Genomic DNA, 23,176 nt, shown 5'->3' on the forward strand with positions numbered 1-23,176 from the left:
TTTGGGGGCTCGATGAAGGGCTCCTTCCTGCACCTGAGGTGGATGAAGGAGCCCTTCATCGAGCACCCGGCACATCGCGTTCGGGCCTCAGTTCCCGGGCCTGAGGTCCTCCGGCCGGTCGACGTCCGCACCGTCCGCCACGTCAGCGCATTCGACGTGGCGGACGGTGTTGGCCTTGAGGTAGTCGCGCGCGCCCTGGTCGCCCGCTGCCGAGGCCATCACGCCCGCGAAGTGGTCGGAGCCGATCAGGACCGGGTGCCCGATCTCACCGTGGTACACCGCGCGGGCCAGCGCTTCCGGCTCGGCGAGGTTCATCAGGCGGTGCAGGGCGGCGACGGTGACGCCGGGCGTGTCCACGGGGAGCACCACGACGGCGTCGGCGAGGCCGATCGCGTGCAGGCCCGTGCGCAGCGACGAGCCCATCCCCGTTTCCCAGTGCGGGTTGTCGACGACGGTCACGCCGTCCAAAGAGGCCTTCGCCCGCACCTCGTCCGCCTCGGCACCGAGGACGACCACGACCGGCTCGCACCCGGCTGCCCTGAGCAGCTCGGCCGCCGAGTCGACGAACAGCTTGCCGTTCAACGCAACGAGGGCTTTCGGGGTGCCGAACCGGCGGCCGGCCCCCGCAGCTAGCAGGAGGCCGGCCACGCGCATACCCGCGAACCTACCGCCTCTGGAGCTGCTCGTTCATGATCAGGAACGCGCCGACGCCGTGCAGGTCGTTCACCGCCCGCGGTCGTGCCAGGTAGAACGGCAGGTCGCCGACGTTCGTGCCGATGCAGATCTCGGAGATCTCGGTGTTGCCGGCCGCGTTGACCGTCAGCCGGTCCAGCACGCCGCGATAACCACGCCAGACCACAACGTCGTACTTGCGTGACACGTAACCACGTTCCACGGCGCGTGAGATGGCCATCGTGTACATGGACGAGCACGACGTCTCGGTCCAGTTCTGCGGGTTGGAGCCCTTGTCCACGACCTGGAACCAGCGTCCCGTCTCGCGGTCCTGGTACTTCGCGAGCGCCGCGATCAGCCTGCCCAGGATCGAGATCAGCTTCGGCCGGTCGGGGTGCGTGCGCGGCAGGTCCTCCAGCACGTCGCACACGGTGATCGCGTACCAGCCCATCGCGCGGCCCCAGAACTCCGGCGACACCCCGGTGACCGGGTCGGCCCAGCTGACCGTGCGCGACTCGTCGTAGGCGTGGTGGAACAGGCCGCTCGCGTGCTGCAGGTTCTTCGCGTAGACGAGGAGCTGCTTCACGGCCTCCGCGGTCGCCCACTCCTTCTCGGCGAACGTGTAGCCGTGCCGCATGATGAACGGCACGACCATGTAGACGCCGTCCGACCAGTTCTGCCAGTCGCGGGTGCCGCCCTCGGCGTGCCAGAAGCCGCCCTCCTTGGTGCGGGCGTAGGTGTTGAGGCGCTCGCGGATCTGCGTCGAGGCGGTGCGGTACCGCACGTCGCCGGTCGCGTTGTACAGCAACGGCAGCAGCTGGCCCGCGCGCATCGAGTCCAGGTTGGTGAAGGTGCGGTTCATCCTGCCGTCCGGTCCGACGAACCGGTCGACCCACGCCTTGATGAAGTCGAAGTACTTCTTGTTCTTCGTGCGCTGGAAGACGAGCCACTGGCCCCACAGGTACAGGCCGCGGGTGTAGCCCCAGCCGCCGAGTGTCTCCGGCGTGTACTGCCGCATCGTCGACTCGACGACCTCGACGGACCAGTCGGCGCACTCCTTCGCCGAGGCGGTGCCCGTTCCGAGAGCGAGACCGCCGGCTAGTGCGCTGAGCTTGACGAAGTCACGCCTGGACGTGGTCATGCGTGTTCCCTCCAAGGGGATGCCTTGGCGGCGGTACGCACAGACCTACCAGGGGTAAAGCTCCGATGTCTAGGTCAGATGTTCCAGAAGCATCGAGGAAGCGGCCTCCGGGATCTCCTCAGGGATCCAATGACTGACGTCCTCGACCATCTCGAACCGGTACCCGCCGGTGCACCACTTCTCGGTCTCGAACGCGGCCACCGACCCGAACGCGACGTCCTCGGTGCTCCACACGTACATCGTTTTGACGTCGACCTTGCCGGCCGCGCCGTGCGGCTTGCCCGCCCGGTACCAGTTGAGCGCGGCGGTGAGCGCGCCCGGTTCGGCCAGTCGCTGCAGGTACTCGTCGAGGTGCGAGGGCCGGATCTTCCAGTCGAACATCTGCTTGAGCGCCTGGGCGTTGTTCTCCAGCATCCGCCGCTCGGTGCTGCGCTCGCGCCAGTCCAGCATGTACTGCGACCGCAGCCGCTGGTCCTCGTCGGTCTGCAACGCGACCTTGAGCGCGCCGGGGTGCGGCGTCGAGAACACCGAAAGCGTGCGCAGGCGGTCGGGGTGGTCGATCGCCGTCCACCACGCGACCGCGCCACCCCAGTCGTGGCCGACCAGGTCGAACGTGCCCCAGCCCAGCGCGTCGGCCATGGCGATCACGTCACCGACCAGGTGCGTGACGGTGTACTCGGCCGCGTTCTCGGGGCGCACGCCGGGGGAGTAGCCGCGCTGGTCGGGGGCGACCGCGCGGAACCCGTTCGCGCCCAGCACCGCGACCTGGTGCTCCCACTCGATGGCGGCCTCGGGGAAGCCGTGCAGCAGCAGGACCGGGCGGCCGTCCTCGGGGCCGGACGCGATGGCGTCGAAGGTGCCTGCCTCGGTCTCGATGCCGATGTGGTCGATCACAGGTTCGAACAGTACCGGTGTGACCTGGCTCTCAAGGTTCGAGCCGAAAGACGTGGCCGCCCGAACATCGGGCGTGCATCCGCATGTCGACGTGCTGACATCACCGACAGGTACGAACGCCGTTGTGCTCGTGCTCCACGGCGGCCGCGAACACGGCCAGGAACCCGTCCGGCGGCACAACCTCGCCTACCTGAGGATGGTGCCGCTGGCCAGAGCGCTGCGCGCGCCCGGTGTCGAGGTCTGGGTGCTGCGGTATCGCAAGAGGGGCTGGAACGCGCCGAGCCTCGACCCCGTCAAGGACGCCGAGTGGGCGCTGCGCAGGATCACCGAGCTGCATCCGGGCAAGCCGGTCGTGCTCGTCGGGCACTCGATGGGCGGCCGGACCGCGCTGCGCGTCGCCGGGCATCCGAGCGTGCGGGCCGTGTGCGCGCTGGCGCCGTGGATCGAGCCGGGGGAGCCGTTCCGGCAGCTCGCCGGCAAGTCGTTGCTGATCGCGCACGGCGACCAGGAGCGGATGACGGACCCCGCCAAATCGCTGTGGTTCGCCCGGCAGGCCAAGACCGTCACCGACCGGGTCGCGCGGTTCACCGTCGAGGGCGACGGCCACGCGATGCTCAGGCGGGCGCGGGACTGGACCAGGCTCGTCGTCGACTTCGTGCACGGTGAGCTCGGGCTCGAACCGGTGGCACCGGACATCGCGAATGCCATGCGGGAGGCCTCGCCGCGAGGCCTCGACGTGCCTTTGGGAGGTTCGCGTGGGTGAGGTCGCCGTCATCGGAGCGGGGGTTGCCGGGCTCACCGCCGCCTATGTGCTGCAACGCAAGCACAACGTCACGTTGTTCGAGGCAGACAGCCGGCTCGGCGGGCACGCGCACACGCACGACGTCGGCGGGGTGGCCGTCGACAGCGGGTTCATCGTCCACAACGAACGGACGTACCCGAACCTGATCCGGCTCTTCCACGAGCTGCGGGTGTCCACCCAGGACTCCGAGATGTCGATGAGCGTGCGGTGCGACGGCTGCGGGCTGGAGTACGCGGGCGCGAAGAAGCTGCCGGGGTTGTTCGCGCGGCCGGACAACCTGATCAACGTGCGTTTCGTCCGGATGCTCGCCGAGGTCACGCGGTTCTACCGGCACGCCCAGCGGGTGCTCGACCACGCCGAGGCGCACGACGTCACGCTCGGCGCGTTCCTCGCGATCGGCGGCTACTCGCGGTACTTCGTCGACCACTTCATCGTGCCGCTGGTCAGCGCGGTGTGGTCGGCCGGTGCGGCGCTGAGCATGAAGTACCCGGCGTGGTACCTGTTCGAGTTCCTCGGCAACCACGGCATGCTGTCGATCGGTGGCACGCCGCAGTGGAAGACCGTCGTCGGCGGCTCCCGCACGTACGTCGAGCGTGCGGTGAAGGGGCTGCACGCCGTCCACGTGAGCACCCCGATCCGGGCGGTGACCCGCACCGCCGACGGCGTGGAGATCCGCGACGACGACAACGTGCTGCACACCGCGGACCACGTCGTCATCGCCACGCACCCCGACCAGGCGCTCGGCCTGCTCGCCGACCCGACGCGCGAGGAGAAGGAGGTGCTGGGCGCGTTCCAGTACTCGCGCAACGAGACGTGGCTGCACACCGACGCCTCGATCCTGCCGCGCACGAGCGGGGCGAAGGCGTCGTGGAACCTCTACAAGCGGGCGTGCGTCGAGGCCGGCGACCAGGTGCTCGTCAGCTACCACATGAACCGGCTGATGCGGCTCGACGACCGGCGCGACTTCGTGGTGACGCTGAACCCGCACGACGTGAACCCGGACCGGGTGCTCGCGCGGATGACCTACGAGCACCCGATCTACACGCCGGAATCCGTTGCGGCCCAACGACGTCTGGCTGAGATCAACAGTGGCACCACCGCGTACGCCGGCGCGTACCACGGGTGGGGCTTCCACGAGGACGGCTGCGCGTCGGGGGTGCGCGCGGCCCGGCACTTCGGGGTCGACTGGTGATCTACGACGTCCTCATCACGCACACACGTCGTGAGCTGATCGAGCGGACGTTCAGCCACCGCGCGTACATGTGGCTCGTCGACCTCGACGAGCTGCCGCGCCTGCCCTGGTGGGCTCGGACGTTCGCGCGCTTCGAGGCCCGCGACCACCTCGGTTCGCCCGTGAAGAGCATCCGGGAGAACCTCGACGAGTGGCTGGCCGGTCACGGGATCGAGCTCGGCGGCGGACAGGTCCTGATGCTCGCCAACGCCCGCGTGCTCGGCCACGTCTTCAACCCGCTGTCCGTGTACTGGTGCCACGACGCGTCCGGAGCGCTCGTGTGTGTGGTCGCGGAGGTGCACAACACCTACGGCGGGCGGCACTGCTATTTGCTGCGGACCGACGACCAGGGCCGGGCGTCGGTCGGCAAGGAGTTCTACGTCTCCCCGTTCCTGCAGGTCGACGGCCACTACGTGATGAAGCTGCCGAAACCGGGAAGCCGGCTGTCGGTGACCATCGCGTTGCGGCAGAACGGGAAGACGACCTTCAGCGCCACGATGAAGGGCACGCGCAGCACGGGGCTGCGCCTGCTCCTCAAGCGGCCGCTGATGCCCCAGCGCGTGTCCGCGCTGATCCGCCGCCATGGCATCGCCCTGTACCTCAGGCGTCTGCCGATCGTCCCCAGGAGTGAGTAGATGAGCACGCTGTCGTTGCCCCGGCCGAACCAGGGCATCTGGCCCGGCCTGTTCACCGCGCCGCGATCGCCCCTGCGCGCCCGGATCGCCGAGTCGCTGTTCCGCAACGCCGTGCGCACGCTGCCGGTGAGCGTCCAGCTGCCGGACGGTCGCACCTGGGGCGCCGGCGGACCGGTCATGCGGCTGGTGCGGCCCGCCGAGTTCTTCCACCGGCTCGGCGCCGACGCCAAGATCGGCTTCGGCGAGGCGTACATGGTGGGCGACTGGGCGTCCGACGAGCTCGCGGACGTGCTGTCGGCGTTCGCGGCCCGGCTCACCACGCTGATCCCGCCCGGTCTGCAGCGGCTGCGGCGGTGGGCGGAGCGGGGCCACCCCTCGTCCGACACCAACGACGTGGCGGGCTCGCGGCAGAACGTCCACCGGCACTACGACCTGTCCAACGAGCTGTTCGCGGCGTTCCTGGACGAGACGATGACGTACTCGTCGGCGTTGTTCGAGAACTCCGACGTCGACCTGCGCACGGCCCAGCTCCGCAAGATCGACGGCGTGCTCGACTACGCGGGCGTGCGCGCCGGATCGCGGGTGCTGGAGATCGGGACCGGGTGGGGCGCGCTGGCCATCCGGGCGGCCGAGCGGGGTGCGACGGTCACGTCACTGACCATCTCCGCGGAACAGCGGAAGCTGGCACTGGACCGGGTGAGGGACGCGGGCCTCCACGATCGGGTGACGGTGCAGCTGCGGGACTACCGAGAGGAGCACGGTCAGTACGACGCCGTCGTCAGCGTCGAGATGATCGAGGCAGTGGGTGCCGAATACTGGCCCGAGTACTTCTCGATGCTCGACCGGGTGCTCGCTCCCGGCGGCCGGGTGGGGCTGCAGGCGATCACCATGCCGCACGACCGCATGATCGCGAGCAGGGCCAGCTACACCTGGATCCACAAGTACATCTTCCCCGGCGGCCTCATCCCGTCGGTGCGCTCGATCGAGGAGTCCGTGCGCGACCACACCCGGCTGCGGATCGCCGAGACCCGCTCGTTCGGGCACGACTACGCCGAGACGCTGAGGCGGTGGCGCGACACGTTCCTCACCCGATGGGACGAGGTGAGGCAGCTCGGCTTCGACGACACGTTCCGCCGGATGTGGGAGTTCTACCTGGCCTACTCGGAGGCGGGTTTCCGCGTCGGCTACCTGGGCGTCCAGCAGTTCGCCATGGTCGAAAGACTGGGCCGTTAGGACCACCTTCTGCCCCAATTGGGTGCTGCTTTCCCCACCCGGCTGGACTTCGTGGTCAGCTTTGCAGCAGGCGGTATCAATCGGCTCGCTGCGTTCTCTTCTTCAGTGAAGCCCCTAGTGTCGCTGTAGAGGAGGGTCGCCGGGATGGTCCAACCCACAGCCGTGCGGACCGATGACGGTGCCGGCCTCGCTGCAGTGATGACAGCGGAGACCTGGAACCAGCCAACGGTGCCCATGCGCCGGCGGGTGCGCCAGGCACCGGTCTCCAACCAGTGGCTCGCCGAAGCCGAGTTCAACGACCTCGTCGACGCCGCTCTGTCGGGAGACAGACGCGCGGTCGAGCACCTGCTCGGCCGGATCCAGCCGTTGATCGTGCGCTACTGCCGCGCACGCGTCGGCGGCCGCGAGCGCACCCTGGTCTCGGCCGAGGACATCGCGCAGGAGGTCTGCGTGGCGGTTCTCGGCGCGCTGTCCAAGTACCGCTACGAACCGGGCTCGTTCCTGGCCTTCGTGTACGGCATCGCCGCGCACAAGGTCGCCGACGCCCGCCGCCGCGCCGTCCGCAACCGCGCCGAGGTGGTGCCGGAGCTGCCCGACTGCCCCTCCCTGGAGGACGGGCCGGAGCAGCACGCGGTCAACGGCGAGATGATGGCCCAGGTCACCCGCCTGCTGCACAAGCTGCCGTCACGCCAGCGCGAGATCCTCGTGCTGCGGGTGGCGGTGGGCCTGTCGGCGGAGGAGGTGGCGCTGGCGGTGGAGTCGACGCCGGGTGCCGTGCGGGTGGCGCAGCACCGCGCGCTCACGCGGATGCGGGAGATGATCGCCGAGGAGGGCTAGACAGCCGGAAGTCGTGTCGCAGTTCGCGGTCTGTGAGGTGGATGAAGGGCGCCTTCCTCCACCTGGTGTGGATGAAGGCGCCCTTCATCCACGTAGCTGCCCGGCAGGTCAGGGGTCCGTTGAGCACCTCAGGAGAGTCGCTGCGGAGTCCTGAGGTCGGTGAAGGCCGCGACCAGGGCGGTCAGCAGGATCAACGCGCCGAACGTCATCAGCGCGACCGCGCCGCCGACGACGTCAGCGGCGAACGCGCCGAGCACCGGGGCGAGCGGAGTGAGCGCGCGTGAGGCAACCGTCAGGATCGCGTCCATCCGTCCCATGAGGTCGTCGGGCACCATCGCCGTGAAGACCGCGCTCACCGAGACGTTGAGCAACGGTGTCGCGACCGCGGTGACCATCAACGGCACGAACGGCCACCACGCGCCGAACGGCAGCGCCATCGCCAGGTTGCACACACCGAAGACGACGAGCACCGCGACGACGATCCGGTCGTGGCGGGCGGTCACCTTGGGCGAGATCAGCGCTCCGAGCACACCGCCGACACCGACGCCGGTCAGCACCAGGCCGACGAGCCAGTCGGGACCGCCGCGTTCCTTGACCAGCGCGACGACCGGGATCATCGAGGCCACCCCGAGCAGGTTGAGGGTCAGGAAGATCGCGACGACGTTGCGCATCCCGCGCTGGTGCCACAGCCAGCCCCAGGCTTCCCGCAGGTCCTGGCGCATGCGCCGGCGCGGTCGCTGCTCGGTGCGCGCGGGGATCTCGGCGAACCAGGCGCAGACCGCGGCGACGAGGAACGACACCGCGTCCGCGACGAACGGGACCGCGCGGCCGAACCCGTAGAGCAGCGCGCCGAGCGACGGACCGGCGAGCCAGGCGACGTGGCCGCGCGCCTCCTCCTGCGCGAAGGCGGTCCTGAGCTGCTCCGGCGGCACCACCGCCTTGACCGCGGTGGAGCGGGCGGGGCCGGCGAACGCGGTGCAGACGCCGTCCACCGCGGCCAGCGCGAGGAACAGCGGGATCGAGTCGAGGCCGGTGACGACGTTGGCCGCCATCGCCGCGACGGCCGCGGCCTGCGTGGTCTGGCTCCAGACCAGGACCTTGCCGCGGTCCCAGCGGTCCACCCACACGCCCGCGGGCATCTGGGCGAGGAGCAGCGTGGTCGCCCGCACGCCCGCGATCACGCCCGCCCAGAAGAACGACCCCGTGACCGCGAAGATCAGCAGCGGCATGGCGTACGTGGTGAGCTGCGTGCCCAGCTGCGAGACGGCGCCGCCGAACCACAGCAGCTGGAACTGAACGTTCTTCCTGAGCGGAACCCCCATGGACGTCGTTTCTAGCGCATGGTTGTCGGTGCCGGATGGCATGGTTTGTGCATGGCTGATCCGGACTACGACGTGCTGCTCACCGGCACGGTGTTCCTCGACATCATCTTCACCGGCCTGCCCCGCCCACCGGCCGCGGGGACAGAGGTGTGGGCGGAGGGTCTCGGGTCGTGTCCGGGCGGCATCGCGAACCTCGCGGTGGCGCTGCGCCGGCTGGAGCTCAAGACCGCGCTGGCGGCGGCGTTCGGCGAGGACGCGTACGGCGACTTCTGCTGGGACGTGCTGGCCGACCAGGAGGGCGTCGACCTCTCGTACTGCCGCCGGTTCTACGGGTGGCACTCGCCGGTGACGGTGTCCATGGCGATGGAGCGAGACCGGTCCATGGTCACGCACGGGCACAAGGCACCGGTTGTCGCCGACGATCTGTTCTGCCCGCCGCCGTCGACGCGCGCGTGCTTCGTGCACATCCAGGCGGAGGACGAGCAGTGGGTGCGCACGGCGAAGGAGAACGGCGCGCTGCTGTTCGCCGACATCGGCTGGGACCGCACCGGGGCGTGGTCGCCGGAGCTGCTGCGGCGTCTTGAGGGGTACGACGTGTTCCTGCCCAACCACGTGGAGGCGCAGGGCTACACGCGCACCGACTCGCCGGAGGCCGCGGCGCGCAAGCTCGCCGAGCACGTGCCGGTGGTGGTCGTCACACGTGGGGGAGGCGGTGCGGTGGCGGTCGACAGCGCTACCGGCGAGTGCGTGGACGTGCCGGGGCTCAACGTCGCGCAGCTCGACGCGACCGGGGCCGGTGACGTGTTTGGCGCCGGGTTCGTGATGGGCACTCTGGCCGGGTGGCCGCTGGAGCACCGGGTGCGGTTCGCGAACCTGTGCGCCGCGCTGTCCGTGCAGCATTTCGGCGGGTCGCTGTCGGCCCCCGGCTGGGGCGACATCGCGGTCTGGTGGCGGACGGTGAGCAGGAGGCCGGACGAGGAGCTGACGCGGTACGGGTTCCTCGACGACCTGCTGCCCGACCACGCGGGAGTGGAGGTGCGGAGGGCCAGCCCGACGATCGGCCTGCGGTTGCTCCGGTAGGTTGGAATCAGTCGATCAGCGGACGCAACCTCACGGGCCTCCCGCGCGACTTAATACGTAGGGATCTCTGGGGTGGAGTTCGGAAGGAGTTGCGGGTTGTTCGCCGCACGCGCGTCAGGCTTGGTCAAGTTGCTGGGGTTGTGCCTGACGGCGGGTGTGCTCCTCGCCGCGATGGTGTTCCCGTTCGTCGGAGGTCTCGGGCTCGCGTCCAACCGCGCGGCCGACGAGGTCGACAAGACGTCCGGTGATCTCGCGAAGGCGGAGCTGCCGCTCGTCACGACCATCGAGGACATGAACGGCGCCCCGATCGCCTACCTGTACGACCAGTACCGGATCCCGCTGGCGTCCAGCGACATCGCGGACACCATGAAGCTCGCCATCCTCGCGATCGAGGACAAGCGGTTCTACTCCCACCGCGGCGTCGACTGGCAGGGCATCGCCCGTGCCGCCGCGAAGGCCGGTGTGGACGGTGGGGCGTCGCAGGGCGCCTCGACGCTGACCCAGCAGTACGTGAAGAACTACATGGCGTTCGTGCTCGGCGCCGACAACGAGCAGGAGGCCTGGGAGAAGGCCACCGAGGCGACCGTCGGCCGCAAGCTCCGCGAGGCCCGCATCGCGTTGCAGCTCGAACAGCAGATGTCGAAGGACGAGATCCTCGCCGGCTACCTGAACATCGTGCCGCTGGGCAACCAGACCTACGGCGTCGGTGCCGCCGCCAAGGCCTACTTCAACACGACGGCCGACAAGCTGACCGTTCCGCAGGCCGCGCTGCTGGCCGCGATCGCGAACCGCCCGTCGTCGCTCAACCCCGGTTCGTCCCCGGACAAGGCGCTGGAGCGCCGCAACATCGTCATCGACAAGATGCGCGAGAACGGCGCGTTCGGCACCGACCAGGCCGAGGCCCAGAAGAAGGCCGACGAGTTCAAGGCCGCTCCGCTGGGCGTGGTCGACGACCTGAAGATCCTCCCGAAGGGCTGTGTCGGCGCCGGTGACGGCCCGATCTACGGCTTCTTCTGCTCCTACCTGCTCGACTACCTGCGCGAGGCGGGCATCACGAACAAGCAGCTGCAGCGCGGCGGCCTCACCATCCGCACCACGATGGACCCGAACGCCACCAAGGCGGCGAAGCAGGCGGCCGAGCAGCAGGTGCCCAAGACCCTGAACGGCATCTCGAACGTCATGTCGGTCGTCCAGCCCGGCAAGGACAAGCACAAGGTGCGCGCCCTCGTCGCTTCACGCGACTACGGCAACAACGCCGAGCTCGGCCAGGTGGCCCGCCCGGTGCCGGCCGAGGTCCTCCCGTTCGGTCCCGGCTCGGTCAACAAGATCTTCACCGCCGCCGCCGCGCTCGAGAACGGCGTCATCGGCATCGACAAGGAGATGTCGGTCCCCGCGACCTACTACTCCAAGGTCTACCCGAACGGCGGCTCGCCCTGGAAGATCGAGAACGCGGGCAAGTACGCCGACAAGATGTCGCTGACCCAGGCCCTCGCGACCTCCCCGAACACGGGCTTCGTGATCCTGGAGGAGAAGACCGGCCTCGACAAGGTCGTGGACATGGCCTACCGCATGGGCATGCGTGAAACCCTCCAGGGCGTCAACCGCAACGGTGAGCCGCTCAAGGAGGACAAGTCCAACGGTCCGTCCCAGGGCGACTGGACGAAGCAGAACAACGCGGGCTCCTTCACCCTCGGCCCCGGCGCCACCAGCGTCCTGGAACTGGCCAACGTCGCCGCCACCATCGTCTCCGGCGGCACCTGGTGCCCGCCGACCCCGGTGGAGAAGGTCCTCGACCGCTACGGCAAGGAAATCCCGCTGAAGGAAAAGCCCTGCGAGCAGGCCGTGAACACCGACCTGGCCAACTCCCTCGCCCAGGGCATGTCGCACGACATCGTCAACGGCGGCACCGCCGCGGCCGCCGCGAGCGCCTCCGGCTGGAACCGCCCGACCATCGCCAAGACCGGCACCACCGAGGAGCACAAGTCGGTCGCCTTCCTGGCCGCCACCCCGCAGTACGCGGGCGCCGTCATGACCTACGCCGACGGCAACCACCCCGAGGTGATCTGCGCGAACCCGATCCGCTTCTGCCCCGGCGCCTCGCAGGGCGTGTTCGGTGGCCAGGTAGCGGCACCGACCTGGTTCAACGCGATGAAGGTGATCCACGAGAACCTGCCGGTGGAGCAGCTGCCACCCGCCGCGGCCCGGTACAAGTAGGGCTTGTTCGGCCGAAGGGGCCGTCGGACGCGTCTCGCGTCCGACGGCCTTTTCGCTTTGGGCTCGAGGAGCGTCCAGGCGCCCCTCGACGCAGGGTGACGCACCCACCCCCACCACCCGGCACCAACCGAGCCGTCGATCTTTCTCGATAAAGCGACTGACCAGTACAAACACCAAGACGGTGATTGGTTCAAAGCGCGGTGACCAACCCCAAGAACGGTCAACCACGCTGAGTAACTGATCGTGGGCCTCGTCACCCAAACGTCCACATAGCTTGCCCAGGCCGGTGACGCGAGGTTACGTTCTCCGCCGCATGTCACGGTTCGATAACCGCCAGGACACGGATCACCCCCGAAACGGTCCAGTCCACCGGCCCTCGAAGCCACGAGCGGTTACCGGACTCCCCCGAGTGCATGGAGGCAAGTCTTGGCACGGCATCGAGCGAAGGGTCAGCTGGTCGACGTCCTGGCCAGAGTGGACCTGGACCGCAAGAGGGCCGTAGCGGCCGTGGTGGCCGCGGGTGCCCTGGCCGGCGCCGGCTTCGCCCAGGCGATGGCCACGGTCACGCCCGTCGACCGCATCGTCCCGGTCGCGGCGACGAAGGATCTCGCGGCGGTGATGACCGGGCAGCAGCAGCCGGAGAGCATCCGCACGGTCCACTCGGTGGACTCCACCTCCGAGACGCGCAAGCTGCTGCAGGCCGAGCAGATCCAGGTGCAGTTCACCGTCCGCGAGGCGCTCAAGTCCGCGGAGACCGCCTACGCGAAGCGCCAAGAGGCGATCCAGGCCGAGCAGGCCCGCGTCAAGGCCGAGGAGGAGGCCCGCCGGCCGAAGTGCGTGCGGCCCGCGCAGGGCACGTTCACGTCCGGCTTCGGGGCGCGCTGGGGAACCAGCCACAACGGTGTCGACATCGCGAACGCCATCGGCACGCCGATCGTGGCCGCGATGGACGGCACGGTGATCGAGGCCGGGCCCGCGTCCGGGTTCGGGTTGTGGGTCCGGATTCAGCACGAGGACGGGACGATCACCGTCTACGGGCACATGAACACGATCGACGTGCCGCAGGGTGCGAAGGTCAAGGCTGGGCAGCAGATCGCGACGATCGGCAACCGCGGTCAGTCGACCGGGCCGCACCTGCACTTCGAGGTGTGGGTCGACGGCGGGCAGAAGATCAACCCGCTGCCCTGGCTGGCGGAGCGCGGCGTCACGCTCTGACCGGCCTTCGTGGACGGACGACTGCGCCCGAACGGGTGAGGTGCCCACGGCCTTCGTGGTGACGCAAGGCGACGTCACGGCCGGGAGTCGACGGCGGCGGGGGTGGCGCCTTTTCCAGCGGTGCGCCAGGTTGGGCTTCGTGGAAGAGATGTCGACGTCGTTCTCCGGCAAGGCCCTGCGCGTTCTCGTCACCGGCGGTGCCAAGGAGCTGGGGCGGGCGTTCAGCGAAGTCCTTGGCGCGCAAGGGCATCGGCTCGTCATCACCGGTCGCGACGAGGAGGCGCTCGGTGCCGCGGAGGGTGAGCTCAGGGCCAAGGGGGTCGACGTCGAGGCGCACGTCGCGGACCTCGGCGACCCCGGCGCGACGCCCAAGCTCATCGAGAGCCTCGGCGGCGTCGACGTGCTGGTCAACAACGGCGCGCTCGGCGGACCGGTCGGGCCGACCTGGCAGGTCGACGAGAACGAGTGGTGGCGCACGTTCGAGGTGAACCTGCGCGGCACCGCGTTCGCCGCCAACGCCGCCATTCGCACGATGACGAGCGGGCGGATCATCAACGTGGTCAGCAACGCCGGCGTGCACAGATGGCCTTACGTCACGGCGTACTCCGTGTCGAAGGCGGCCGTGATCAAGCTGACCGAGAATCTCGCGGTGGAGCTGAAACGACGGCCGATCGCGGTGCTGAGCTACGACCCCGGCATGGTCGGCATCGGGCTGATGGGCCGCGGTTGCGAGCACGAGTCCGATGATCCGGACCAGCAGCGGATCTCGCGGTGGGCGAGATCTCAGCGCGACAGCGGCAGGTTCACCCCGGTGGAGCAGTCCGCCGGTCTTTTGGCTCGAATCGTGAGCGGAGAGTTCGATCACCGGTCGGGTGGACTCGTCACGCAGAACGACGCGTGAGAACGCCTGCACTGTCAACCGGCAACAGCTTCCGCCGCGTGCGTGAACGAGGAACCTGTATTTCTTCGTGTAGAGCGTTAAGGCCCTTCCTCGCCGACAGGTCAACGGGGATCGTCGCGAGAGGCTCCCCGAAAATCCGTCCACAGGAGGCGTCGTGCCTGTCGGAACATCTTCCGCTGCCGTCAACCTGGCCGCGGCACTCGAACCCGCGCACCTCGAGCTCGCGCGTGATCCGCTGCACGTCGAGCTGCCGGACGAGGTGAGAGAACGGGTCGCGCGCTGCCGCGAGTTCGTGCTCGACGTCAGCGGCTCCGGTCGCGCGATCTACGGTGTCACAACGGGTTTCGGCCCGCTCGTGGAGTTCGAGGGCCGCCCGGACAGCGCCGGTCAGAGCGACAACACGATCATCCACCACATCGTCGGCCACGGTGAGCTGATGCCGCCCGCCGTCGCCCGCGCGGCCGTGCTGGCGCGGCTGTTCTCGTTGGCGCAGGGGCGGTCCGGTGTGTCGGAGCAGGTCGTCACGGCGCTGATCGCCGTGCTGGGCACGGAGTTCGCCCCCGCGGTGCCGCGGCTCGGCTCGGTCGGCGCGAGCGGTGATCTCCAGCCGCTCGCGTACGTGGCGCATGCGTTGCGAGGCAACGGGAATGCGTTTTTCCAGGGCAGGCTCCTGCCCGCGGCGGACGCGCTGCGCCTCGCCGGGCTCACGACGCTGGAGCTGGACGGGCGGGACGCGCTCGCGCTGGTCAACGGCATTTCGGTGACCGCCGCAGCACTCGGACTCGCTGTCGCGCAGGCGAACCGCGCGCGCCGGACCGCGGAGCTGTTGTCCGCCTTGCTGACCGACGTGCTGGGCTGCGGCACCGAGTTCACGTCGGTCGGCCTGCTCGCCGCGTTCGGCCACCCGGACGTCGCGGACACCGGCGCCGCCATCAGGACCTGGCTCGAAGGCAGCACACCGTCCGGTGAACGCCCGCTGCAGGAGGCCTACAGCATCCGGTGCGCACCCCAGCTGATCGGCGCGGCCGGCACGAGCGTGCGGCACGCGGACGAGGTGGTGCGCCGCGACCTCAACGGCGTCAGCGACAACCCGTTGTTCTTCCCGGAGAGCGGGGAGGTGGTGCACGGCGGCAACTTCTTCGGCCAGCCCAGCGCCTTCGCGGCCGACCAGCTCAACGTCGCGCTGGTGCAGCTGGGCAACCTGGCCGAACGCCAGCTCGACCTGTTGGTCGACCCGCATCGCGCCAACGGCCTGCCGCCGATGCTGAGCCCGGCGCCCGGCCGGCACCACGCGTTGCAGGGCGTGCAGCTGTGCACGACGGCGACCGTCGCCGCGATGCGCAGGGCCGCCGTCCCCGCCTCGATGCAGAGCCTGCCGACGAACCTGCACAACCAGGACGTCGTCCCGTTCGGCACCCAGGCCGCGTTCACCGCGCTCGACCAGGCGGGCCTGCTGCGGTACCTGCACGCGGCGCTCGCCATCGGGTTGCGCCAGGCCGTGCACGTCGGGGCACGCCGCCCGCGGGCACCGAGGCTCGCGGAGGTGTTCGACCGGATCGCCGAGGAGGTGCCGCCGATCGTGGCGGACCGGCCGCTGGAGGAGACCCTCGGCCGGGTCGCGGAGCTGCTCGACACCGTCGCGTCCGAAGTGGAGGGTGGGCGATGAGCGCTCCGGTCTGCGCGCCCGTCCGGGTCCGCACGTGGGTCGATCTGCCGGTTCTGCGCCTGCCGGTGCCGGGGGCGGAATTGGTTCCGTGCGCCACCGGTTGCTATCAGATTCCGGTCGTGATCGACACTCCCGAGGATCCGGTGGAGCGCGCCGTCCACCGGTGGTTTCTCGGCCATCACGGCGCATTTCTGGTGTGGAGGTTTCTTTCGGCTTCACTCGATCGGTTGATACGCGAGCCTGATTCGCAACTAGTCCGCCTCGCTGCGCTTGGATATGACGCGTACTCGGTGATGCTCGCCTATTCGGGCAGTTGTTCCCGTGAGGTGTACGAGGACGTCATCCGGCCGATGATGATGGCGTTCGACCCGGCGTTCAGCGGGCGGTGGGCACGTGACTACGAGCCCCTGCCCGGCCTGCTGCGCCGGGCCCGTACCGCACTGGGGCCCGTGGCGGCCGCACCGCTTTCCTCTGCGAGCAAGGCGAACCTGTTGGCACACATGGAGGTCATGCGCAGACTCGTGCCGGGCGGCAACTCGCTGCTGCGCGAGTCCGGGCGCACGCGCGTGCCCACCACCGACGCCGACCGCGACCGGTTCGACGAGTTCTTCCTCGTCAGCCGGGAGAACGTGTGCGCGAGCCGCTATCGCGCGCACCGCGCGGCCGTCCTGTCCGCCATCGGTCGTGACCTCGCGAAACACCCGTTGCGGCCCGAGTACACCGCCACACTCAGGACGCTCGCCACCCGACTATGAGAGAAGGCCGCGCGTGAACGACTTCAAGACCGTGGTCATGACCCCGCAGATCTACCAGTACGTGCGCAAGCAGGCAGGCCAGCCCACCGCGGTGCAGGAGAAGCTGATCGCGAGGACGCTGGAGCTCGGCGACTCGGCCGAGATGCAGATCCCGCACGAGCAGGCGGTCCTGCTGTCCCTGCTGGTCCGGATCACCGGCGCGCAGACCGTCGTCGAGGTCGGCACGTACACCGGGTACTCCACGCTCGCGTTCGCGCAGGCACTTCCCCCGCACGGCAGGGTCATCACCTGCGACATCTCCGTCGAGTGGACCGGGATCGCCGAGGAGGCGTGGCAGGCGGCGGGCGTGCGCGACCGGATCGACCTGAGGCTCGGCCCGGCCGCGCAGACGCTCGCCGAACTGCCGGACGAACCGGTCATCGACCTGGTGTTCATCGACGCCGACAAGGTCGGCTACGTGCACTACTGGGACCTGCTGGTGCCACGGGTGCGTCAGGGCGGCCTGCTGCTCGCGGACAACACGCTCTACTACGGCGAGGCGGCCGACGAACAGCCGGAGGGCAACGCCGCCGCCATCGACGCGTTCAACAAGTTCGTGCTGAACGACCCGCGCGTCGAGTCGGTGCTGGTGCCGATCGCGGACGGGCTGACGTTCGCCAGGAAGCGGTAGCGGTTGTGGGCATACCGACCGGTCGGTAGGGTGTCTCCCAGTCGCGACCTGGAGGCGTTCATGGCTCGTTGGGGAATCACGCTGCCGCTGATCGGTGTGCCGGTGCTGGAGCACCGCGCGCTGGTGTCCGAGCTCGCCGGGCTCGGCTACACGGACGTGTGGTCGGCCGAGACGACCGGTACCGACGCGTTCACGCCGCTCGCGCTCGCCGCCCAGTGGTCGTCCGAGCTGCGCTTCGGTCCGGCGATCGCGCCCGTCTACACGCGCGGACCGGCCACGCTCGCGATGACCGCGGCGACGCTCGCCGAGGTGACCGGTGGCCGGTTCGTGCTGGGCATCGGCTCGTCGTCGCCCGCGATCGTGCAGCGCTGGAACGCGATCCCGTTCGAGGAGCCGTTCAAGCGCACCCGCGACACCCTGCGCTTCCTCAAGGCCGCGCTGGCAGGGGAGAAGGTCACCGCCGAGTACGACACGTTCTCGGTGTCGGGCTTCAAGCTGGAGCGCCCGCCGGCCGAGAAGGTGCCGATCATGCTCGCGGCGCTGCGGCCGAACATGCTGCGGCTGGCCGGTCGGGAGGCCGACGGCGCGATCACGAACTGGCTGGCCGCCACCGACGTGGCGCAGGTGCGGGAGGAGCTCGGCGACTCCGAGCTGGCCGCGCGGATCTTCGTGTGCCCGACCGAGGACGCCGACGCGGCGCGCGCGTTGGGGCGCATGCTGATCAGCACGTACCTGACCGTGCCCGCCTACGCCGCGTTCCACGACTGGCTGGGCCGCGGCGAGGCGCTGCGCCCGATGCACGAGGCGTGGGCCGCCGGCGACCGCAAGGCCGCGTCGAAGGCCATCCCGGACGAGGTGGTCGACGCGCTGATCGTGCACGGTTCGCTGGACGAGTGCCGTGCGCGCGTCGCCGAGTACCAGGCCGCCGGTGTCGACACCCCGATCATCGCGCTGCTCCCGACCGGTGGCGACCAGATCGCGCAGGTGCGCGCACTGGCACCGCGGGCCTAGCCGTGCCCACCGCGACCGAGCAGAAGATCATCGACGCGGCCGTGCGCCTGTTCGCGTCGCAGGGCTACGACGCGACCTCGGTGCAGGAGATCGTCACGGCCGCGGAGGTCACCAAAGGCGCGCTGTACCACTACTTCCGCGCGAAGGACGACCTGCTCTTCGAGATCTACCGGCTGCTGATCACGTCCCAGTCCGCCGACATGGACCGGATCATCGGGCTCGGGCTGCCGGCCGCCGAGACGGTCAGGGAGATCCTCGTGTCCCTGGTCGTCTCGACGGCCGAACGGGTCGACGAGACCGCGGTGTTCGTGCGGGAGCTGCACCGGCTCGGCGAGGAGCGGATGACCGAGTTCCGCGCCGAGCGCCGCCGCTACCACGAGACGTTCCTCGCGGTGGTCGAGAAGGGACAGGCGGACGGGGAGTTCAGCTCTCTCGTGCCCGCGGACACCGTGGTGCGGATCGCGTTGGGCGTCGTGAACCAGCTGCCCATGTGGTACCGGCCGGACGGTGCCAAGCCGCCGGCTCAGCTGGCCGGCGAGATCGCGGACTTCGTGCTGGCGGGCCTTGCGGCGTGCTGACGATCACCGGTTCCGCAGCGCCGCCAGCGCCTTGTCGGCGTGGCTGTTCATCGAGAACTCGCTCTTGATCACCTCGATGATCCGGCGGTCGGTGTCGATCACGAACGTGTGCCGCTTGACCGGGATCGGCCCGAACCGCCGTTTCACCCCGAACTGCTCCGCGACCGCACCGTCGACGTCGGACAGCAGCGGGTAGTCGAAGTCGTTCAGCTCCGCGAACTGCTTCTGCTTCGCGACGTCGTCGGTGGAGATCCCGACGCGCTGCGCCTTCGCCTCGGTGAACTCGGCGGCGAGGTCGCGGAAGTGGCAGCTCTGCGCGGTGCACCCGGCCGTCATCGCGGCGGGGTAGAAGAAGAGCACGACGGGGCCGTTCGCGAGCAGGTCGGAGAGCTTGCGCTCGGTGCCGTCCTGGTCGGGCAGGGCGAAGTCGGGGGCGAGGTCGCCGGGCTTCATGGATCTCCAATACGCTCGGTGCCGTGACCAGCATGTCCGATGTGGCCAAGGCTGCAGGGGTGTCCGCTGCGACGGTATCGCGAGCCCTGCGCGGGGAACCGGGCGTGTCCGAGGCGACGCGGCAGCACGTGAGCGAGGTCGCACGGCGGATGAAGTACGCCATCGCGCGCGACGCCTCGTCGTTGGCCGGTGGGCGCCGATACGCGATCGCGGTGCTGACCTCCGAGGTCAGCCCGGTGCTGGCGGGCGCGGAGGGTGCGTTGCGGCAGGCCGGTTACGACGTGCTGCTCTACGTGCTCGGCGACGCGTCCTCGCGGGAGAAGTTCTTCGACGAGCTGCCGCTGGGCCGCCGGGTGGACGGCGTGTTGCTGCTGTCCATGGCGTTGACCGAGGCCGAACAGGTCGCGTTGGAGTCGCTGGAGGTCCCGCACATCACCGTCGACGACGCCGACCTCCGGCACGCCCTGCGGACCGCGGTCGCGCACCTGCTCGCGCTCGGGCATCGCGACGTGGCGCTGGTGCTGTCCGACGGGGTGGACGAGTCGTACGACGAGATCCTCGTCGAGGCCGGGCTGACCGTTCGTCCGGAGTGGACGGTCTGGTGCTCGCCGACCGTCGACGGCGGAGAGCAGGTGGTCGACGTGCTGCTCGACGGCGAACGCCTGCCGACCGCCGTGATCAGCACGAACGGCGCGGCGGCGCTCGGCATCTACCTGCGCATGCAACGCGACGGGCGCGCGGTGCCGGACGAGCTGTCGATCGTGTCGCTGGACGGGCAGGAGCTGACCCGCGTGGTCGGGCTGACCGCTGTGGAGGGTGCGGCGAAGGAGCAGGGGGAACGGGCGGTCGCGGACCTGTTCACGTTGATCAGGGGCGGGGAGATCGAACCGGCCGAGCACCACGTGCGGCTGGTCGTGCGCAACTCGAGCGGACCGGTGCAGGCCGCGCTCGACGTCGATGAAGGGCGCCTTGCTCCACCTCAGGTGTAGCAAGGCGCCCTTCATCGAGCACGCGGCAGCCGTGTTCGGGTGAGTCCGGGAAGTACTGTGACGTCATGCCCGCCCAAGAGCGCCTGACCGAACTGCCGGAGCTGCCCACCACACCCGGCTACGCCCACGCGGTGACGGTCACCGGCAAGCTCGCCTTCGTCTCCGGCCAGGTCGCGGTCGACGCCAAGGGCTGCGTCGTCGGGGTCGACGACCTGGCGGCCCAGACGCGGCAGGCGTTGAGCAATCTTCATCACGTGATCAGAAACCTCGGCGCCGACTGGTCGGATGTCATCAAGTTCACCTGGTACGTGCTTGATGCGTCTGAGGTTCAGACCATTCGTGACGTCCGTGACGAGATTCTGCGACCCGCCCTGGGAGATGTCCCGAACCCGGCCAGCACCCTGGTTCAGGTCGCGGCGTTGTTCGGGCCCGATTTTCTTGTCGAGGTCGAGGCCGTGGTCTCGATTCCGGAAGAAGCATCGGATGTTTAACCAAATGCATCTGTGAGCAGGCGTCTCGATCGGTCTGCACCCTTCGGGTGACCAGGGACCATTTGCTCTGGTAATGCGGCCCGAGCTGTGACATAGCTTGTAGTTGTGGAGGAGTTGGTGGCGCGACTGGCGGACGCCTGGGGCGTTGCCACTCGGTACGAGAACGCGGACCAGCAAGAGGTCGTCGTCGACGCCGAGGTCGTCGTCAAGGTCCTCGCCCAGTTCGGCGTGGACGCGTCCACTGAGGACTCCGTCGCCCGCGAGCTCGCAGTGGTCGAGCAGCGCCGCGCGGAACGCGTCCTGCCGCCCACGATCGTGATCCGCGAGTACGAGACGTACGACCTGCGCGGGCCCGCCACCGTCTTCCTGGAGGACGGCAGCTCTTTCGACGTCGAACGGCACCTGCCGGACTCGCTGCCGCTCGGCTGGCACCGCGTCGTGACCGAGAAGCAGACCGTCACGCTGGCCGTCGCTCCCAGAACGCTGCCGGACGTGCCCCGCACGTGGGGCTGGATGGTGCAGCTCTACGCGGCGCGGTCGAAGGAGTCGTGGGGGATGGGCGACTTCGCCGATCTCGCCACGATCGCGCGCCGCAGCAGCCTGGAACTGGACGCGGGCGTGGTGCTGGTCAACCCGGTGCAGGCGCCGTCGCTCACGCATCCCGTCGAGCGCTCGCCGTACTCGCCGACCAGCCGCCGGTTCGCGAACCCGCTGTACCTGCGGATCACCGACACCGCGGAGTTCCTGCAGGCCTGCCCGCGCACCCGGCAGCTCATCCGCGACCTGCGGCCCGACCACCAGGACCTGATCGACTACGACGCGATCTGGGACGCCAAGCGGCAGGCGCTGGAGCTGCTGTTCCCCGGCGGCGAGATCGAGATGGACGACGACCTGCGGGCCTTCGCCACCTACTGCGCGCTGGCCGAGATCCACGGCGAGGACTGGCGCGAGTGGCCGGAAGGCCGTGCGGAGGCACCGGCGGAACGGGTGGCGTTCCACGCCTGGCTGCAGCACCTCTGCACCCGCCAGCTCCAGGACGTCCGGCTCGCCGCGCACGAGGCAGGCATGGCCGTCGGCGTCATCCACGACCTGCCGGTCGGCGTCTCGCCCGGCGGCGCGGACACGTTCGCGGACCCGGACGTCTTCGCCATCGACGTCACGGTCGGCGCGCCGCCCGACGCGTTCAGCGCGGACGGCCAGGGCTGGGGCCTGCCGCCGTGGCGCCCCGACAAGCTCGCCGAGACCGGCTACCGGCCGTTCCGCCAGGTCCTGCGCAGCGTGCTGAAGCACGCCGACGGCATCCGCATCGACCACGTCGCCGGCCTGTGGCGGCTCTGGTGGATCCCACCGGGCGAGCCGCCGTCACGCGGCACCTACGTCCACTACGACGCCGACGCGATGCTGGGCGTGCTGGCCCTGGAGGCCTACCGCGCCGGTGCCGTCGTGGTCGGCGAGGACCTCGGCACGGTCGAGCCGGTCGTCACGAAGACGTTGCAGGAGAACGGGATGCTCACCAGCGCCGTCCTCTACTTCCAGCGCGACTACTACGCCGAGGGCCACCCGCTGATCCCGCCGTCGCAGTGGAACCCGAACCAGATGGCCAGCATCTCCACTCACGACCTGCCGACCGCCGCGACGTTCTTCGCCGGTCCCGACGGCCCGGACTTCGACGAGCTCATGCGCCAGGAGGGCATCGACCCCAGCGACCGGGTCGCCGGCGCTCACGAGTTGCTCGCGCAGGCTCCCTGCGCGTTGGTCCTGACTTCACCTCAGGACGCTCTGCGGGACACCCGGCAGCCCAACGTGCCGGGCACGATCGACGAGCACCCGAACTGGCGGATCCCCCTGCCGGTGGCGTTGGACGACTTCTTCCCGCGAGTCCGGGACATCACCCGTCCGCTGCGCGGCCGGAATAGATGAAACTTCCACGTAACGGCAGGTCACGTGCCTGCGGAGTACTGTAAGGCCGTCACCCGACGGCGGAAGACGAACGTTTTGGAGGTGGCGTACCAGATGAGCTCAGCCGTGAGCACGCGGACATCGACCGGCGTGCTTGAACTGGCCGTCGAGCAGGTCCTCGCTGCGGTGAGGCCGGCGGCACTCGGCGACCCGGTGGTCGGCGCACGGCGCGCGGAGGCGTCCCTGCGTGACGCGCTGCGGGACGCGGGACCCGTGGACGACAACATCGCCCTGCAGCAGGCGCTGGCGTGTGCGGAAGCTGCCTGTGAGCACCTGAAGTACGTGGAGATCCAGGAAGCACGCACTTTGCTCACGGCCGCACGTGGGCAGCTGGTGCTGGCACACGAAAGGGTGTGACTGCAACCGGTAGTCGCTGGTTTGTGACGATCACACGTTCGATTTAAGCCGCTCCCACTCCCGTGAGAAC

General features: G+C 69.5%; 23 protein-coding genes. 18 read left to right on the plus strand and 5 right to left on the minus strand.

Annotated elements, in window-relative coordinates; all coding sequences use genetic code 11:
* Nucleotides 1-87: 87 nt before the first annotated feature.
* The 3 genes from ABZV40_RS41715 to ABZV40_RS41725 form a co-directional block, all read right to left on the minus strand.
* The gene (locus ABZV40_RS41715; protein WP_355454985.1) at nucleotides 88-654 is read right to left on the minus strand and encodes a nucleotidyltransferase family protein; all 567 of its coding nucleotides are present in this window, start codon (nucleotides 652-654) and stop codon (nucleotides 88-90) included.
* 10 nt (nucleotides 655-664) lie between these two features.
* Entirely contained in the window at nucleotides 665-1,813 is a 1,149-nt protein-coding gene (locus tag ABZV40_RS41720) for a glycoside hydrolase family 88 protein (protein WP_355454987.1), read from the minus strand.
* A gap of 69 nt (nucleotides 1,814-1,882) precedes the next feature.
* The gene (locus ABZV40_RS41725) at nucleotides 1,883-2,707 is read right to left on the minus strand and encodes an alpha/beta hydrolase (protein ID WP_355454989.1); all 825 of its coding nucleotides are present in this window, start codon (nucleotides 2,705-2,707) and stop codon (nucleotides 1,883-1,885) included.
* A gap of 124 nt (nucleotides 2,708-2,831) precedes the next feature.
* Between ABZV40_RS41725 and ABZV40_RS41730 the strand changes: the two genes are divergently transcribed.
* The 5 genes from ABZV40_RS41730 (at nucleotide 2,832) to shbA (ending at nucleotide 7,445) form a co-directional block, all read left to right on the plus strand.
* The gene (locus ABZV40_RS41730; RefSeq protein ID WP_355454991.1) at nucleotides 2,832-3,470 is read left to right on the plus strand and encodes an alpha/beta fold hydrolase; all 639 of its coding nucleotides are present in this window, start codon (nucleotides 2,832-2,834) and stop codon (nucleotides 3,468-3,470) included.
* Nucleotides 3,463-4,701, plus strand: a complete 1,239-nt coding sequence (locus ABZV40_RS41735) for an FAD-dependent oxidoreductase (protein ID WP_355454993.1) — start codon at nucleotides 3,463-3,465, stop codon at nucleotides 4,699-4,701. Before ABZV40_RS41730 ends, ABZV40_RS41735 begins: the two co-directional genes overlap by 8 nt.
* Nucleotides 4,698-5,375, plus strand: a complete 678-nt coding sequence (locus ABZV40_RS41740; RefSeq protein ID WP_355454995.1) for a DUF1365 domain-containing protein — start codon at nucleotides 4,698-4,700, stop codon at nucleotides 5,373-5,375. The genes ABZV40_RS41735 and ABZV40_RS41740 overlap by 4 nt, the downstream gene beginning before the upstream one ends.
* A complete protein-coding gene (locus tag ABZV40_RS41745) occupies nucleotides 5,376-6,608 on the plus strand; it encodes a cyclopropane-fatty-acyl-phospholipid synthase family protein (protein ID WP_355454997.1) in 1,233 nt (410 codons plus the stop codon).
* A gap of 198 nt (nucleotides 6,609-6,806) precedes the next feature.
* Entirely contained in the window at nucleotides 6,807-7,445 is a 639-nt protein-coding gene (shbA, locus tag ABZV40_RS41750) for an RNA polymerase sigma factor ShbA (RefSeq protein ID WP_355454999.1), read from the plus strand.
* A gap of 128 nt (nucleotides 7,446-7,573) precedes the next feature.
* On the opposite strand, the gene ABZV40_RS41755 is transcribed toward shbA, so the two are convergent.
* On the minus strand, nucleotides 7,574-8,767 hold the full coding sequence (locus ABZV40_RS41755; protein ID WP_355455001.1) for an MFS transporter: 1,194 nt from the start codon (nucleotides 8,765-8,767) through the stop codon (nucleotides 7,574-7,576).
* Nucleotides 8,768-8,818: 51 nt separating this feature from the next.
* Here ABZV40_RS41755 and ABZV40_RS41760 point away from each other — a divergent pair, with 51 nt between their 5' ends.
* The 9 genes from ABZV40_RS41760 (at nucleotide 8,819) to ABZV40_RS41800 (ending at nucleotide 18,857) form a co-directional block, all read left to right on the plus strand.
* The gene (locus ABZV40_RS41760; RefSeq protein ID WP_355455003.1) at nucleotides 8,819-9,847 is read left to right on the plus strand and encodes a PfkB family carbohydrate kinase; all 1,029 of its coding nucleotides are present in this window, start codon (nucleotides 8,819-8,821) and stop codon (nucleotides 9,845-9,847) included.
* A gap of 96 nt (nucleotides 9,848-9,943) precedes the next feature.
* Nucleotides 9,944-12,061: a transglycosylase domain-containing protein gene (locus ABZV40_RS41765; RefSeq protein ID WP_355455005.1), complete on the plus strand. Its 2,118-nt coding sequence runs from the start codon at nucleotides 9,944-9,946 to the stop codon at nucleotides 12,059-12,061.
* Nucleotides 12,062-12,487: 426 nt separating this feature from the next.
* Nucleotides 12,488-13,276, plus strand: a complete 789-nt coding sequence (locus ABZV40_RS41770) for a M23 family metallopeptidase (protein ID WP_355455007.1) — start codon at nucleotides 12,488-12,490, stop codon at nucleotides 13,274-13,276.
* 148 nt (nucleotides 13,277-13,424) lie between these two features.
* Nucleotides 13,425-14,177 carry an SDR family NAD(P)-dependent oxidoreductase gene (locus ABZV40_RS41775; protein WP_355455041.1) on the plus strand — a complete coding sequence of 251 codons (753 nt, stop codon included), beginning with the start codon at nucleotides 13,425-13,427 and terminating at the stop codon, nucleotides 14,175-14,177.
* Between the two features lie 154 nt (nucleotides 14,178-14,331).
* Nucleotides 14,332-15,843 (plus strand): aromatic amino acid ammonia-lyase, encoded by a 1,512-nt coding sequence (locus ABZV40_RS41780; RefSeq protein ID WP_355455008.1) that lies wholly within the window; start codon nucleotides 14,332-14,334, stop codon nucleotides 15,841-15,843.
* Entirely contained in the window at nucleotides 15,840-16,598 is a 759-nt protein-coding gene (locus ABZV40_RS41785; RefSeq protein WP_355455010.1) for an L-tyrosine 3-hydroxylase, read from the plus strand. Before ABZV40_RS41780 ends, ABZV40_RS41785 begins: the two co-directional genes overlap by 4 nt.
* Nucleotides 16,599-16,611: 13 nt before the next feature.
* Nucleotides 16,612-17,268: an O-methyltransferase gene (locus ABZV40_RS41790; RefSeq protein WP_355455012.1), complete on the plus strand. Its 657-nt coding sequence runs from the start codon at nucleotides 16,612-16,614 to the stop codon at nucleotides 17,266-17,268.
* A gap of 60 nt (nucleotides 17,269-17,328) precedes the next feature.
* Entirely contained in the window at nucleotides 17,329-18,279 is a 951-nt protein-coding gene (locus ABZV40_RS41795) for an LLM class F420-dependent oxidoreductase (RefSeq protein ID WP_355455014.1), read from the plus strand.
* A gap of 2 nt (nucleotides 18,280-18,281) precedes the next feature.
* Complete coding sequence (locus tag ABZV40_RS41800; RefSeq protein ID WP_355455016.1) at nucleotides 18,282-18,857, plus strand: TetR/AcrR family transcriptional regulator; 576 nt, start codon at nucleotides 18,282-18,284, stop codon at nucleotides 18,855-18,857.
* A 3-nt stretch (nucleotides 18,858-18,860) separates the two neighbouring features.
* Here the strand turns inward: ABZV40_RS41800 and ABZV40_RS41805 are convergent, their stop codons facing one another.
* Nucleotides 18,861-19,310 (minus strand): peroxiredoxin, encoded by a 450-nt coding sequence (locus ABZV40_RS41805; protein WP_355455018.1) that lies wholly within the window; start codon nucleotides 19,308-19,310, stop codon nucleotides 18,861-18,863.
* Nucleotides 19,311-19,342: 32 nt separating this feature from the next.
* Between ABZV40_RS41805 and ABZV40_RS41810 the strand changes: the two genes are divergently transcribed.
* From ABZV40_RS41810 to ABZV40_RS41825, 4 genes are all read left to right on the plus strand, one after another.
* Nucleotides 19,343-20,299 (plus strand): LacI family DNA-binding transcriptional regulator, encoded by a 957-nt coding sequence (locus ABZV40_RS41810; RefSeq protein ID WP_355455043.1) that lies wholly within the window; start codon nucleotides 19,343-19,345, stop codon nucleotides 20,297-20,299.
* 65 nt (nucleotides 20,300-20,364) lie between these two features.
* The gene (locus ABZV40_RS41815; protein ID WP_355455020.1) at nucleotides 20,365-20,790 is read left to right on the plus strand and encodes a RidA family protein; all 426 of its coding nucleotides are present in this window, start codon (nucleotides 20,365-20,367) and stop codon (nucleotides 20,788-20,790) included.
* 105 nt (nucleotides 20,791-20,895) lie between these two features.
* A complete protein-coding gene (locus ABZV40_RS41820; protein WP_355455022.1) occupies nucleotides 20,896-22,710 on the plus strand; it encodes a 4-alpha-glucanotransferase in 1,815 nt (604 codons plus the stop codon).
* 105 nt (nucleotides 22,711-22,815) lie between these two features.
* Entirely contained in the window at nucleotides 22,816-23,106 is a 291-nt protein-coding gene (locus ABZV40_RS41825) for a hypothetical protein (RefSeq protein WP_355455024.1), read from the plus strand.
* The last annotated feature ends 70 nt before the right edge of the window (nucleotides 23,107-23,176 follow it).

Origin of the sequence: Lentzea sp. NPDC004782, from assembly GCF_040609115.1 — a bacterium.
Lineage (GTDB): Bacteria > Actinomycetota > Actinomycetes > Mycobacteriales > Pseudonocardiaceae > Lentzea.

What these genes read in the sequence shown, in the direction of transcription:
- ABZV40_RS41715 (WP_355454985.1), bottom strand. Translation starts at nt 654, where the DNA reads ATGCGCGTGGCCGGCCTCCTGCTAGCTGCGGGGGCCGGCCGCCGGTTC.
- ABZV40_RS41720 (WP_355454987.1), bottom strand. Translation starts at nt 1,813, where the DNA reads ATGACCACGTCCAGGCGTGACTTCGTCAAGCTCAGCGCACTAGCCGGC.
- ABZV40_RS41745 (WP_355454997.1), top strand. Translation starts at nt 5,376, where the DNA reads ATGAGCACGCTGTCGTTGCCCCGGCCGAACCAGGGCATCTGGCCCGGC.
- shbA (WP_355454999.1), top strand. Translation starts at nt 6,807, where the DNA reads ATGACAGCGGAGACCTGGAACCAGCCAACGGTGCCCATGCGCCGGCGG.
- ABZV40_RS41755 (WP_355455001.1), bottom strand. Translation starts at nt 8,767, where the DNA reads ATGGGGGTTCCGCTCAGGAAGAACGTTCAGTTCCAGCTGCTGTGGTTC.
- ABZV40_RS41760 (WP_355455003.1), top strand. Translation starts at nt 8,819, where the DNA reads ATGGCTGATCCGGACTACGACGTGCTGCTCACCGGCACGGTGTTCCTC.
- ABZV40_RS41775 (WP_355455041.1), top strand. Translation starts at nt 13,425, where the DNA reads ATGTCGACGTCGTTCTCCGGCAAGGCCCTGCGCGTTCTCGTCACCGGC.
- ABZV40_RS41785 (WP_355455010.1), top strand. Translation starts at nt 15,840, where the DNA reads ATGAGCGCTCCGGTCTGCGCGCCCGTCCGGGTCCGCACGTGGGTCGAT.
- ABZV40_RS41795 (WP_355455014.1), top strand. Translation starts at nt 17,329, where the DNA reads ATGGCTCGTTGGGGAATCACGCTGCCGCTGATCGGTGTGCCGGTGCTG.
- ABZV40_RS41805 (WP_355455018.1), bottom strand. Translation starts at nt 19,310, where the DNA reads ATGAAGCCCGGCGACCTCGCCCCCGACTTCGCCCTGCCCGACCAGGAC.
- ABZV40_RS41810 (WP_355455043.1), top strand. Translation starts at nt 19,343, where the DNA reads ATGTCCGATGTGGCCAAGGCTGCAGGGGTGTCCGCTGCGACGGTATCG.
- ABZV40_RS41815 (WP_355455020.1), top strand. Translation starts at nt 20,365, where the DNA reads ATGCCCGCCCAAGAGCGCCTGACCGAACTGCCGGAGCTGCCCACCACA.